Here is a 14143-nt window from a genome sequence, read left to right on the forward strand (position 1 = left end):
CTTATTTGAAATAAAACGTGAGTGAAAGATAAGGCACAAAAGGTAAGACCATTTTGGATTTTGGCACGAACGAAACAAAGAATTCATCGTTCTTCTCTACTTCGAAATAGACAAAATCAGCGTTCTGTCGATTATATGTATTGTAGGTACCGCCCGCAATTTTTAGTGATGTTTTGCTTCCCATTTGAGTCCAATAATTCACCCCCAGATCCAACCTATGGCGTGCTGGCAGTCGGTAATTATATCGATCGCCATAAACTGGCACATAGTTCACGATAGAATTTGGATCCGTCAAATCCTTTGCAACAATTATTCCTCCTGGAATGGTGACATATACACCTGATGCATACGTCCAAAATGCGGTAGCTGACCAATGCTGATTCAGATGAAAGATAATACTAGAAGAAATATTAGCAGTAATATCAAACGGTGGGCTAAAAATATCTCCATCATTGATTTCGTCGAAGAGACGGATTGATTTGAGATAAGTATAATTGATACTTGCTTCTATTTTCTCACTATTGAGTTGAAGGGAAGATTCTACACCATAGGCCTCACCTATTCCTTCCAACATCCTGATCGATTCAAAGTCCAAATTAGAACGGCTGTCAGCACTAAAATCTTTCACATGCTGCATGTATTTATAAAATGGTGATACAGTTACGCTCAGTCCTTCAAGCAAATTCCATCTAGCTCCTAAAGAAATCTGATCGCTAGTAGCAGATTTATTATCCTCCCCCAAAGGCACCGGAATATCAATCGGGCTTCTAATAGTAAAAAAGGGAAGTTTTTCTTCATATTGATTAGTTCGAGCATAATCTAACCACAGCTCCAAATGATCCGAATAACGCTGAATTTTGAATCGAGGAGCCAGATCTATAAAATCCGCCTGACTAGAAAAATAGGAGGCGTTAGCACCCAAAGTAAAACTCCACTGGTCTGTTGGGAAATAGATCCAATCCATAAACAAGCTATGTAAACTGGTATTCAAATTACTTTCGTTTTCGACATCCACTCCTTCGATGATATTGTAGCTGGAATGCTCAAATCGATAACCTGCCATAAGAGATAACTTGTCATTAAAGGCTTGAGACCATTTGAGAAGGGAGGAGTAATTACTTGATGTACTTCTGATTTTTTGATTCGCAGACTCATTACGATATCTAGAGTCATTATCATTATATCCAATTTGTAAACTTAGATCGCCTCTATTTGCAAGCTTTCTAGTTACCCCAACTATCCCAGAATTAGCCTTCCAATTCAGTTTGTTGAGGTTGTCATTGTTCAAAACCAATGGCAAATCATCCGATGAGGACAATCCAAAAAATGAAACAGTCCAATCATCTCTCACTTGCCATTCATAGGACAAAGTAATATCTCTTAAAGAATACTTTGGGATTTGATCCAATTTCTCTCGCTTTTCATACATATCGGAAACCAAATGCAAATAGGACTGACGCCCAGACACTTTAAGCTTATGTTGTTTTTCCTTCCCAAAAGCACTTCCTAATTTAATTGAAGAAGAAATCACTCCTGCAGATACAGCCAATTCTGTAGCCTCGAGTTCGGGACTCGAATTCATATCCACGTAACCCGACAATTTGCCATTGTACAATGAAGGAAAACCTCCCTTATATACTTCCGCCTTATTCAAAATATAAGGATCAAAAGCTGTAACCAAAGTAGAAATGTGTTTCGGATCTGCAATTCTCACCCCATTGACTAAAAAGGCATTTTCGGTAGTACTACCACCTCTTACAGATATTCCTGCATCAAAAGAATTGATATTGGAGATCCCCGGTAGGGTTACCAGATATTTGACAATATCATCCTCTCCAAACAGAGTGGCCAAATTTTGAATATCAATAGCTTTGACCTTTTCAATATCACTAACCACATCTGCTTCCACCTTGACCTCATCCAGCGTTCGATCAGATTCCTTCAAACTAACCATCAACTCTGTTGGCTTTACCAAATTGATGAAAAATGACTCATAATTGACATGAGTAAAACTCAATTGGCAGGGAGTTTCACAGGAAAGGCTAAATGCTCCACTATTAGTTGAATAAGTAGCCCTTTCTCCTTCTAGTACCTTTACATGAACTCCCGAGATACCTTCTCCATTTTGACCCACTACTCTACCACTAATTAATTCTTGGGCTAGGGTCAAATAAGAAAATCCCCAGCAGAATAACAGCAGTAAAGTATTTTTGGTGAGCATAGACTAAAATTAAAAAACCCCAATCTATAAGATCAGGGTTCTGAATTAAATATATTTTTTGCTCCTATCAAGGAGCTGTCTTTTGGATATACTCCAGATTGTAGGTCACAGCTACTGATCCATTGATCGGAATACCAAAATCTTCAAGTTCTGCACTCAGATCCAAAGGCACATCACTAGCGGATACCTGAAGGTAAGTCTTTATTTGGGTAGGATACCCTCCATTGTTAAATGCAGTATATTCATTGAAAATGGCACTACCATGACCAGCCCATGAAACCTGCTTGATCGCATTGGAATTCTTAAAGAACGACAATAATGGATTAGCGGCCATAAAGGTGTGATTCATAAAATCCTTCATCGTATAGTCATACTTGATACTCAGCATCGGAGTATAGTCATTCGGGTAATGGTACTTTTCAACCACCATTCCCAAAGTGGCGTCATATTCGTCATATGCATAAATTAATCCCAAAGAGGCTAAAACTGTTGGATCAGGACCTGTGTCTCCATCCCCCTGCAATAGTGAAGGATTGACTGCAAACTCGATAGGGTTGCCCTCAGTGTCATATGAAATACTCACTACATCTGGCGCACTTTCCTTGATTACACTTATGTTGATCAATTTCCCGTTTGCGTCATAGGTAAAGCCTAAATAATCTTCAAAACCCGGTACCTCTAAATTCGGATTATAAACCGCCACATTCGTCACCTGCCCATTGGTAACAGTTACATTAACGACATCCTCAAACGTACCATCAATATCTGATTGCAGATTAAAATTACCTCCTGGTGTATCATAAGAATACTGTAAAGTGTATGAGTCCATCACTTCTCCTGGCTCGTATCCTGAATATCTCTTGAAAAGCGTTTTATAAGCACCTGACAAACCAAGACCTGGATTCTCATAGTCAGTACTTGCTATTTCAGTAAAATCCTCTATTAAATCTGGTGTAACCGTAGCATCAATGTTATCAACAGGTAAGGTAGTCGGGAAAGCTGGCTGACCCCATGGATAATAATTGATAGTGGTATACCCACCTAATACAAATTGGCTATTGGTCATGTCATAGTAGCTCAAGTCAATGTCGTAGGCGTTTATTGAATTGTAAGTGCCAGACCAAATCCCATCCGTTTCATTGTAAGGAGTAGACCATGCATAAATTCCCTCAGGCCCTACTTCCACGATACCAAATTCTTGAGTGGCATCAGCATTTCTAACCATGTACTTACGTACGACATCTTCGTACAATTCAGTGGTCTCATTGTATTCATTCACAACAACATATAACAAACTATCATTGAAAATCCCATCCGTTGACATGGCCGTATACAGCTCGCTTTCATATGTGGGATCATATACTCCGCCTGTAATTTCGGTAAACGCATCAGCTAAAGTCATTTTGATTCCCAATTCCTTGTCAGGCCACACTTCACCTTCCTGAATCGCTTTTTTCTTAGTAGCAAATTCAGTGAATGTTTGAGTCTGAATATCACCATCCGCGGTGTAGGTTCTATCGATAGTCAGATACTTAGTAGGGACATTTAAAACAGTCGTATTATAAGTAATGGTTTGCAACCTGTCATCGATGTTATAATCAAAGGTTACAAAAGGAACATCTCCATTATAGATTGCTGACAGCAAGAATTCTCCGTTAAGATCATTCAATTTTACTCCAGTCAAAGAAGCCTCATAGGATAACAAGAAATCATAAGTAGTGGCATCATCCAATACTATAGTAAGAATACCAGTAGTTTGGTCATAGGAAACTGATGCAATGCCATTCCCATCCAGCCCGTTGGTCCCCTGTGCTAAAACTCCTGTATCCACTGTACCGATCCACCAATTGCCATTGGTACCAATATAAGGAGTTTCACCATCCACACCATCAGTCCCATTCGTTCCATTCGTTCCAGCGGCTGCTACTCCTGTATCTACCGTACCAATCCACCAGTTGCCATTAGTCCCGATAAAGGGTGTTTGACCATCTACGCCATTCGTTCCATCAACCCCGTCTGTACCATTCGTTCCGTCAATACCGTCCTGACCTTGTGCTGGAACTCCTGTATCTGTAGTTCCAATCCACCAATTACCATTAGTGCCAATATAGGGTGTCTGGCCATCCACACCATCAGTTCCGTTTGTTCCATCTGTTCCGTTCGTACCATCTATTCCATCTTGTCCTTGGGCGGGAACTCCCGTATCAGTTGTACCTATCCACCAATTCCCATTCGTACCAATGTAAGGTGTTTGACCGTCTGCTCCATCTGTACCGTTGGTACCATTAGTTCCATCCACACCATCCTGACCTTGGGCAGGAACTCCCGTATCGGTTGTACCAAACCACCAGTTACCATTCGTGCCAATGTAGGGTGTTTGACCATCTGTACCATTCACTCCTTCTGCTGGCACTCCTGTATCAGTACTTCCCGTCCACCAATTGCCATTTGATCCTATGTAAGGCGTCAGTCCATCTGTACCATCTACTCCATCAGTTACTTCAAATTTCACTCCAGTGTCTTGACCGCCAACCCACCAGTTACCATTTGAACCTATGACTGGTATCTCGGATTCGGCAGGAACTCCAAGGTCCACCGACCCTATAAACCAATTACCATTTTCACCCACTACAGGAACATGTTGTTCAGGCAATGGAGTACTTATAATTGATCCATCACTGAATACAAGCACGAGGTTGTTCGCCTCTACTCTAACTTCAGTTATCGAATTATTTTGATCTAGTAAATTTTTTAGTGCGTCAATTTCAGCGAGTAGTTCCTCTCTTAATTCTTCTATCTCTGGCGTATTGTCTTGAGTGATACAAGCTGAAGTAATGCAAATGATTGAAAGAAGGAGAAGGGTGCTTAACTTTTTCATATTGGTTCGGCAAATAGGTATAATACAAACAAATGTAGGAAGATTACAAGCTTAAAATCAAATGAGTCATCGAATAATGCCATGCATTCATCCAAAAATGTAACTTCCCTTGTGATATTAAACAAAAAAGCCGTTGAACTTATTGTCCAACGGCTCTATTATTTATCTATACATCATTGATTACCAACCGATACCATAGTATGCCTTTTGTCCATTTGGATAAATACCTTCTATCAAAACGCCAGAACCATCATTAGCTGCAGTCAATGCTCTGGACAAATCCTCTACATTACTGATGCTTCTTCTGTCAATTCTAGTGACTATAAAACCTTCGTTGATTCCGGCTTCTTTCCAGATACCAGATTCCAGCACTACCAATTTGGCTCCACCTTCCAGATTTAACCGTTCTTTATCTTCATCGGCCAAATCCTCAAAAGTCGCCCCCTGAATTATGACACTGTTGTTAGTAGCTGCTACAGTAGTAGTAGTGCCTAATGTATTCTTAAGAGTCGCAGTTACCGTCTTTTCTTTTCCATCTCTTAGAATGGTAACATCGATTTTATCACCAGGTCTATTCAGAGCCACTTTCTCTTGCAATTCCGAAGTTTTGTTGACTCTCGCTCCATTGATTGCAATAATCACATCTCCCTCTTTGATGCCTGCTTCATCAGCTCCACTATTCGCATTCACTCCACTTACGTATACCCCTTGCAATACACCTAAGTCTTCCTCTTCAGACAACTGGGCGTTGACATCTGTAATATTAATACCTAGTAAGGCTCGCTGTACTACCCCGTACTCTTTAAGGTCTTCCACTACTTTTTTTACCAATGTGGATGGAACGGCAAAAGAGTAACCCGCATAAGAACCCGTAGGAGTGGCAATAGCGGTATTAATTCCAACTAACTCACCATTCAAATTAACCAATGCTCCACCAGAGTTTCCTGGGTTTACTGCCGCATCGGTTTGTAGGAAAGACTCAATCTGAAGTCTGTTTCGATTTCTTAGGATGTTGATATTTCTCCCTTTGGCACTAATAATACCAGCTGTAACAGTAGATCTAAATTCAAATGGATTACCCACTGCTAGCACCCATTCACCTACCTCAATGGCATCCGAATTACCGAATTTTACAAATGGCAATCCCTTTTCGTCTATTTTCAACAGGGCCAAATCAGTAGTTGGGTCCGTACCCACCATCTTGGCTTTGTAGGTTCTATTATCATTGAGTAGTATCTCTATATCATCAGCATTTTCAATCACATGATTATTAGTTGCGATGTAACCGTCAGGGCTAATAATAACTCCACTTCCAGTGCCTACAGAAGGTCGCTGCTGGTATCCCCCTCCTCCTGGTGCTCCAAAAAACTCTCTAAAATATTGTTCGAATGGATCTCTAGATCTACCTGCAGCAGGCTGAGCCTCTACTGTGCTGCGAATATGCACTACCCCAGGAGTCACCACCTTGGCAGCATCCACAAAGTTTAATTCCGCAGGAACTGAAGCTTTAGGGCTATTACTAAAATTAGAAAACTGAACTTCTTGTTTAGGTGGGTTTACTGGTTCAACTACCTCGTTATCTATCAATATATGATAACCACCTATCGCTACTACACCTCCTATGAGTGAAGCAGCTATCATTCCTATAAAGTTTTTTCTTGTACTCATATCTCTTAGTATTTGGAATCTGAACAATTAACGATATAAAAAATTATTTGATCCAGTGCTTAACAATCTTTAACACAAAACCCCGGCAAAAACCCCATAAGGGTTAATAACCGGGGCTAAACCAACCTAACCTAAACTTACTTTATTGCAATGTTCTTCTTTTGGATTTTCTTCACATCTTTTGGTACGACGATGTTTAGAATTCCATCTTCAAGTTTAGCATCTACCTTCTCATCGTCAATATTATCTGGCAATTGGAAAGCCCTGCTAAATGAACCATATCTGGTTTCAACGCTGTGGAAGTTTTTCTCATCCTTCTTCTCCTCAAACTTTCTCTCTCCACTTACAGTTAAAACACCGTTGTTCAAATCAATATTGACATCTGACTTTTTGAAGCCTGGCAGTGCAAACTGTAGTTCAAAATCTTTTTCAGTTTCAGAAATGTCTACTTGTGGAATAAAGAATCTTTCAAGCGACAAGTCTGTATTGAAAAAGTTGTCGTTAAAAATGTCATCAAAAAATCTGCTAACACCTTGTGTTCTTGATTTTGCTGGGTTGTATTTAATCAGTGACATATCTTTAAAATTTTAAGTTTAATAATCAATTTCACTCAGTGTATAGCGAGTTCTATGCCAATACAATTTTTCAGACAAAATACTGTCATTAAGTCCGTTTTTGCGAATTAATAGCAAAATAACATGTCATTATGACCGCAATTATCTGAGGTGATTTAAAAATATTCCCTAAGAACCCTGAATCTTCCAACTCTATTCCTGAACAATGAAAAAACTAGATATTTTTTTAGTACTTGTTTTGTGAATTTAAAATATAGCTGCTAACATTGCATTCCCAAAATCAAGGAGCCAATAAGATGGTTCAGATTTATTCCTCAGTAGCTCAGTTGGTTAGAGCATCTGACTGTTAATCAGAGGGTCACTGGTTCGAGCCCAGTCTGAGGAGCCAAAGAGAAATTAAAGAGATACAAAACCCGCTAGAAAGCACTTCTAGTGGGTTTTTTGCTTTTACACCCTCCCAGTTTCTAACCATTAGAAGCAGATTGAATGTATCCAAATCGGTCCCCCATTCTCAAAATCGGTCCCCTATTATAACAACTCTTAAAATAGTTGTTATAGCATTGATTTTCAGACATTTATATTTGTTTCTATTGGTCACTTTTATTAACTTATTATAAGACCTTTTAATAAACATCAATTATATGGAGAGAATTAATGTGCTGTTTTATCATTATAAATCTAAGGTGAATAGCAAAGGCCTAGCACCTATATACTTACGAATTACAATCAACGGAAAAAGCTCAAAGTATTCTACCGGAATTAAAATCCCTGAGAAAGATTGGGACGCTTCCAAAAACCGAATTAAAGGCAGGAGTACTGAAGTAACTCGATACAATAACCAGCTCGATCGATTAAGGTCTCAGGTATTAGACATAGCCTACGATCTTGAAAGAAAAAACATGCAAGTGAGTCCTGATAAGATCATCAAAGCATTGAAAGGTGAAAGAATTGAGCAAGCTACACTAATGAATACTTTTGACCAGTATATCAGTGGTATTCAAAAATTGGAGGGAAGAAGCTATCAGCAATCTACTATCAATAAGTTCAAGTACATTCAAAAGCACCTCAAGAACTTCCTGAAAACAGAAATGGACTTGGATGATGTATTGTTATCCGAAATGAAGAAAGGCTTCCTATCTCGATACGAACAATTTTGTTTGCAGAGAGTAGAGCAAATCACCGTAAATAAGGAAATACAACGCATCAAACACGTGATGAATTATGCAGAAGAACATGAGTTGATTGATAAGAACATTTTTCGCAATTATCGAATGAAGCATGTGAATAAAGAGGTTGTGTTTCTTAATGAAGATGAATTGAAGAGACTAGAGGAAAAGGAGTTTCAAATAGAACGTCTGGAGTATGTTCGAGATTTCTTCCTTTTTTCATGTTATACAGGATTGGGTTATGCAGAATCTGAAGCATTAAGTGTTTTTAATATCTCACAACTAAAGGACGGATTCAAGTGGATAGAAGTAGTAAGAAAGAAAACACAACTTTCCTATAGCGTCCCCTTGCTTCCGAAAGCTGAGGCATTGCTTAACAAGTATGCCAATCATCCATTGTGTGAGATAAAGGGCACCTTGCTGCCTGTATACTCTAATCAAAAAGTTAATAGTTATTTAAAAGAGATAGCCGAATTGTGTGGAATCACAAAGAGACTAACTCACCACGTTGCGCGTAAGACCTTCGCGTCAACAGTTTTGATACTTAATGATGTGCCTATGGATATTGTGTCTAAGGCCCTTGGTCATTCTAATGTAACCATCACTCAAAAGCACTATGCAAAGGTGAGGGATATTGGGTTGGCTAAGCACTTTCAAAACCTCAAGAATAAGGTTGATGAACAAAGTGTTAAATATTTAAAAAGAGTCTCATGAGTACTAACGATTTATTAACTAAGAAAGATCTGGCTGATTTTGAAGAAAGAATGAATGAAAGGTTCCAACAAGCATTGGCACATTCAGGAGCATCCAAAAAAAGATGGTTGCGATCGAAGGAGGTTGCCGAAATGTTGGGCATTTCAATGTCATCACTTCAAAATTTTCGGATCAATGGCACATTGCCATATGCAAAATTGGACGGAACCATTTTCTACGATTATGATGAGATCATGGCCGTCATGAAAGCCAATGAGGTAAGGGCTTAATATTATATCCCCCATACACATAGGCACCTATTACTAACCCCCCGGGGCTAATCCAAATGGAAAAGCACCCCGGGGGATTTTTTATTTGCATATCAGAAAGCAGCACCCACTCATATACCCTTCAATTCCAGCAGTTAATTCAATTCATATTAAGTGCAGTTCTCACGCCTTAATAAGACTGCCGATTTCCGATAAAATTAACCAATTAAAATGAGAATAATTCGCTGCTCTTGCAACACAGTTGCATATTTATTTTGACATGTTCAATTGATAAAACCTTACTTAGCCCTCACTTTCTGGAGATGTTTTACACAGCAAAATCATTGTAGTCATCTTAAGTTCAGTCCATACACCCATTCCTTTCAGAAAAGTCATACTTAAATTTTACAAACATGAATGTATTAGTCGTTTCAGGAAGATTGACCGCAGATGCTGAGGTCAAAACTATCAACAATGGAAAATCACTTTTAAGCTTTTCTCTAGCAGATAATGAGATCTACTACGATACAGAAGGTAACAAGGTAGATACTGTCGAGTTTCACAAATGCTTCAAATGGAGTAAAACCGTTCCTAAGGTTGCTGACTTTCTCGTCAAGGGAAGGAGTATTTCTGTAAAGGGCCGATTGGTCACTAACAAATGGAAAGATGCAGAAGGAAATGATAGAGCTCAAAAAGTGTTGCGAATCAGCGAATTGAATCTTTGATAGTATGCCAGGTGAAAGCCTGGCATAAGCTCAGTACACCCATTGTGCCTTTCAAAAAACATATATGAAAAGTACAATCGAAACGGTCAAGCGAGTAGCCGAGGTTAAGGCTACCTACCATTCTAATGAACCGATCAATCTAACAACAATTAATAGTTCTCAGCAGGTGAACTCACTTATTAGAGAAGTATTCCCTGTGGACATTCAGCATAGAGAGGCATTCATTGCCTTGTTTCTCAACAGAGCCAATCAAATCCTGGGATATTCTATCATATCAATTGGAGGAATATCAAGTACGCTGGTTGACCCGAAACTAATATTTCAGCATGCCCTATTGTGCAATGCTTCACAGTTCATCGTGGCACATAATCATCCCAGTGGAAAGCTCAACCCCAGCAATCAGGACTTGTCAGTTACTAGAAGGCTTCAGCAGGTGGGTGAACTCATGGAGTTACCCTTGATTGATCACTTAATCATTTCTAATAGTGGATATAAAAGCTTTGCGGATGAGGGCCTCTTGTGAGGCTTTTATCTGTTTTATTTTAATTGCTTGGAAAGCACTATTCTTTTTAACAAATTGGGTGCTACTTCTAAAACAATACCAACTGGATGTCTACAAAGTTCTTCACAAATGAAAAGGACAATAGTCTGCTAAAAAAATTCGAAGGTGCGTTTAAGCATATTCCCAATATCGATATGTTTGATGCCATGGTGGGGTATTTTCGTGCATCAGGTTATTTCAGTATCCGGCCATTCATTGATAAAGTGCCGAAAGTTCGAATCCTCGTCGGAATCAATGTTGATACTCTAATTGAAAAATATCAATCAATAGGTCAACAATACCTAAGGGATCCAAAGGATACAAAAGACGAATTTATTAAGCATATTAAAAATGATATTCAGGAAGCTGAATATGACCAAAAGGTTGAAGATGGAATATTCCAGTTTCTAAAAGATTTGGTTAATGGAAAGATTGAAGTAAAAGCACATCCAGACAGGAAATTACATGCAAAAATATACATTCTCCGTCCTAATGACTTTAATGAATATACACCTGCTAGCGTAATAACGGGTTCTTCCAATCTAACTGATGCAGGTCTGGGTACCACAGAATCATCAAACTATGAATTCAACGTTGAGCTTAGAGATCACTCAGATGTACAATTCGCAACAGATGAGTTTCAGCGTTTATGGGAACAGGCGATAGACATATTGCCAGTCGATCTCCAGAAGATCAAAAATGAAACTTATCTAAATGACAATTTCACTCCTTATGAACTGTATATCAAATTACTTATTGAATACTTTGGAAAAAGGATCGATTATGACCCAGCCAATATAGATCTATTGTTGCCAGACAATTTTAAAAGACTCACCTACCAAGCCGAAGCAGCCATTGAAGGTTATGAAAAATTGCTTAAGTACAACGGGTTCTTTCTCGCTGATGTAGTTGGGTTAGGTAAGACTGTAATTGGTGCGATAATAACTAAAAAATTTATCTATGAAAATGGCTACCATACAAAGGTGCTGATAGTGTTTCCGCCAGCCCTTGAAGACAATTGGAGACGCACGATAAGAGACTTCCATATTTTTAACAATTGCTATTTCATAACAACTGGAAGCCTTCATAAAATACTGGATGACAAAACAGCTGATTACCCTAATGCTGATGAATATGATTTAATTATAATTGATGAGGCACATAAATTTAGGAATGACACTTCTCAGATGTATGAGAAGCTACAGACCATAACCAAAACAGATAGGCGGATACCGGGAGAAGATGGAGACAGGAGAAAGAAAGTAATGCTTCTGACCGCTACCCCTTTAAATAACCAACCGGCAGATATTGAGAATCAAGTCTACTTATTCCAGGACAAAAGAAACGCAAACCTACCTAAGGTAAAAGATCTTCAATCATTCTTTAAGCCACTCAAAGATCGGTACAAAGACCTCAAGCGAGAAGATCGTTTAGATGTTAAAAAAGTAAAGAAGATTTTTGATGAAATCCGAGACAAGGTGATAGAACCGCTGGTAATCAGAAGAACCAGAACAGACATCCTAAACAATAAAGAATACGTCAAAGACATTAAAGAACAAGGTATTGTCTTTCCAAATATCAACCCACCCAATCCAGTATATTATGAATTTGATGATGAGCTGAGTAAGTTATTTGATTTGACAGTGACATATATCACTAGCCTGGATGAGAAAGGACGCGAAGCTCCTGGGTTGGACTATTATCGTTACAGAGCCATTGAGTTTTTACTACCAGAGCATCAGGCAAAGTATGGTGATGTAAAATCCATTTCGGGCAGATTGGCTGCCATCATGAAAACACTTTTGGTCAAAAGATTGGAAAGTAGCTTCCATGCCTTTAAAATGTCTCTTTACCGTTTCCAGAAGAACACCCAGCACATGATAGATATGTTTGAAAATGACAAAATCTACATTGCCCCAGACGTAGATGTCAATAAATACTTGGATGAGGGTAAAGAAGATGAGCTGGAAGAAAAGATCAATGAAAAGGCAGGTAACAATCAGGCCTATGAAGCGTCAGACTTTCATGATGAATTCGTTGACAATCTAAAAAAGGATAAGGCTATCATTGATGAACTCGTTTCAAATTGGGACAAGGTAACATTTGACCCAAAGATTGAAAGGTTTATGATTGACCTGAAAAAGACTTTTTTGAAAAAGAAGAACAACCACTCAGGTAAGCTGGTCATATTCTCTGAATCAAAAGAAACAATCGACTACATTGAAGAGCATTTGGAAGCTGCGGGGTTCAACAAATCGCTGGCCATAAGTGCGGATAATAGGAAGGATAAAGAGAGAACCATTCGAGAAAATTTTGACGCTAATCTGGATAGAAAAGAATGGAAAAAGCAATACAATTTTATACTTACAACTGAGGTACTAGCTGAAGGTATAAATCTGCATCGCTCTAATGTCATTATCAACTACGATGTACCATGGAATGCCACCCGACTGATGCAGCGGATTGGAAGGGTCAATCGTATCGGTACAGAGGCATCTGAAATCAACATTTATAACTTCTACCCAACAGATAAGTCTGACAACCATATTAAACTCACCAACAATGCCTTGAAAAAACTACAGGCTTTCCATACCGCTTTTGGTGAAGACAGTCAGATTTATTCTCAACTAGAAGAGATAGGTGAAGCTGGACTATATGGATCACAGCTCAAAGAAGAAGTGAGTGAAACGCTGCTATATCTACAGGAACTACGTGATTTCAAAATGGAGAATCCCCAATGGTTTAACAAAATAAAGCTGATTCCCAAAAAAGCCAGAATTGGAAGAAAGCTGGAAAATGTAACCAATGCACACGAAAAGCTACCTGAAGCTACTATTTCATACATCAAGTCAGAAAATCATCCAGGAGTGTTCTACCTTACCGATGCTACCAATGTCAACCATGAACTCAACTTTGTGGAAGCCGCCAGAATTTTCAAAACATTGGAATCTGAAGAAGGAGTAAAAATCACAGAAACGCATCACAAGCAAGTGAGTAGTGCTGTGGATCATTTTAAAAGAACTTTCAAAGCAGAGACCACCAAAAAAGTAGTCAAAGGAGACCTGTCACCTGCTGAGAAAAGGATTATTCCCAAGCTGGAATTTTATAAAGACTTTGCTAAAGATGATTTTATGAAAAAAATCATGGCTCGTACCATAGAAGAAGTAAAAAACGGATCTCATAGAATGCTACCTAATGAACTGGATAAGTTCTTCAAACAATCAAAAAAAGAGAAAATCAATGATCCAGCACTTGTGCTCTCCTCTATGTATGATCAGGTATTGAAGAAATTTAACTTCCAAACGGATATCGAAAACTCATCAACTGCTGATGTTCATGAAAAAGCAATCAGGGCATTTGCCAAGCCTCAGATTGTGATTTCCGAGACATTTACTAACCATTAACTA

General features: G+C 38.7%; 9 protein-coding genes and 1 tRNA gene. 6 read left to right on the forward strand and 4 right to left on the reverse strand.

Translation table 11 applies throughout. From position 1 onward, the window contains the following. Position 1: 1 nt before the first annotated feature. The 4 genes from N7U62_RS15380 to N7U62_RS15395 form a co-directional block, all read right to left on the reverse strand. Positions 2 to 2221, reverse strand: coding sequence for a TonB-dependent receptor (locus N7U62_RS15380; protein WP_264138888.1), 2220 nt, complete (start codon positions 2219 to 2221; stop codon positions 2 to 4). A gap of 67 nt (positions 2222 to 2288) precedes the next feature. Beyond that, positions 2289 to 5099, reverse strand: a complete 2811-nt coding sequence (locus tag N7U62_RS15385; RefSeq protein WP_264138889.1) for a hypothetical protein — start codon at positions 5097 to 5099, stop codon at positions 2289 to 2291. Positions 5100 to 5279: 180 nt separating this feature from the next. After that, complete coding sequence (locus tag N7U62_RS15390) at positions 5280 to 6767, reverse strand: Do family serine endopeptidase (protein ID WP_264138890.1); 1488 nt, start codon at positions 6765 to 6767, stop codon at positions 5280 to 5282. Between the two features lie 137 nt (positions 6768 to 6904). Then, positions 6905 to 7342, reverse strand: a complete 438-nt coding sequence (locus tag N7U62_RS15395) for an Hsp20/alpha crystallin family protein (RefSeq protein WP_264138891.1) — start codon at positions 7340 to 7342, stop codon at positions 6905 to 6907. A 311-nt stretch (positions 7343 to 7653) separates the two neighbouring features. Here N7U62_RS15395 and N7U62_RS15400 point away from each other — a divergent pair. The 6 genes from N7U62_RS15400 to N7U62_RS15425 all read left to right on the forward strand — a co-directional run bounded on the left by N7U62_RS15400 (position 7654) and on the right by N7U62_RS15425 (position 14140). Then, positions 7654 to 7730 (forward strand) — tRNA-Asn (locus N7U62_RS15400). A 253-nt stretch (positions 7731 to 7983) separates the two neighbouring features. Beyond that, complete coding sequence (locus N7U62_RS15405) at positions 7984 to 9222, forward strand: site-specific integrase (protein ID WP_264138892.1); 1239 nt, start codon at positions 7984 to 7986, stop codon at positions 9220 to 9222. Then, the gene (locus tag N7U62_RS15410; RefSeq protein WP_264138893.1) at positions 9219 to 9491 is read left to right on the forward strand and encodes a helix-turn-helix domain-containing protein; all 273 of its coding nucleotides are present in this window, start codon (positions 9219 to 9221) and stop codon (positions 9489 to 9491) included. Before N7U62_RS15405 ends, N7U62_RS15410 begins: the two co-directional genes overlap by 4 nt. Positions 9492 to 9883: 392 nt before the next feature. Beyond that, positions 9884 to 10195: a single-stranded DNA-binding protein gene (locus N7U62_RS15415; RefSeq protein ID WP_264138894.1), complete on the forward strand. Its 312-nt coding sequence runs from the start codon at positions 9884 to 9886 to the stop codon at positions 10193 to 10195. A 64-nt stretch (positions 10196 to 10259) separates the two neighbouring features. Beyond that, on the forward strand, positions 10260 to 10718 hold the full coding sequence (locus N7U62_RS15420) for a JAB domain-containing protein (RefSeq protein ID WP_264138895.1): 459 nt from the start codon (positions 10260 to 10262) through the stop codon (positions 10716 to 10718). An 86-nt stretch (positions 10719 to 10804) separates the two neighbouring features. Continuing rightward, positions 10805 to 14140: a helicase-related protein gene (locus N7U62_RS15425; protein WP_264138896.1), complete on the forward strand. Its 3336-nt coding sequence runs from the start codon at positions 10805 to 10807 to the stop codon at positions 14138 to 14140. Positions 14141 to 14143 lie beyond the last annotated feature (3 nt).

Origin of the sequence: Reichenbachiella ulvae (assembly GCF_025833875.1) — a bacterium.
Classification (GTDB): Bacteria; Bacteroidota; Bacteroidia; order Cytophagales; family Cyclobacteriaceae; genus Reichenbachiella; species Reichenbachiella ulvae.

Bases quoted from the DNA above. Each gene is read 5' to 3' on its own strand.
- N7U62_RS15390 (WP_264138890.1), bottom strand. From the start codon at position 6,767: ATGAGTACAAGAAAAAACTTTATAGGAATGATAGCTGCTTCACTCATA.
- N7U62_RS15395 (WP_264138891.1), bottom strand. From the start codon at position 7,342: ATGTCACTGATTAAATACAACCCAGCAAAATCAAGAACACAAGGTGTT.
- N7U62_RS15405 (WP_264138892.1), top strand. From the start codon at position 7,984: ATGGAGAGAATTAATGTGCTGTTTTATCATTATAAATCTAAGGTGAAT.
- N7U62_RS15380 (WP_264138888.1), bottom strand. From the start codon at position 2,221: ATGCTCACCAAAAATACTTTACTGCTGTTATTCTGCTGGGGATTTTCT.
- N7U62_RS15385 (WP_264138889.1), bottom strand. From the start codon at position 5,099: ATGAAAAAGTTAAGCACCCTTCTCCTTCTTTCAATCATTTGCATTACT.
- N7U62_RS15410 (WP_264138893.1), top strand. From the start codon at position 9,219: ATGAGTACTAACGATTTATTAACTAAGAAAGATCTGGCTGATTTTGAA.
- N7U62_RS15420 (WP_264138895.1), top strand. From the start codon at position 10,260: ATGAAAAGTACAATCGAAACGGTCAAGCGAGTAGCCGAGGTTAAGGCT.
- N7U62_RS15415 (WP_264138894.1), top strand. From the start codon at position 9,884: ATGAATGTATTAGTCGTTTCAGGAAGATTGACCGCAGATGCTGAGGTC.
- N7U62_RS15425 (WP_264138896.1), top strand. From the start codon at position 10,805: ATGTCTACAAAGTTCTTCACAAATGAAAAGGACAATAGTCTGCTAAAA.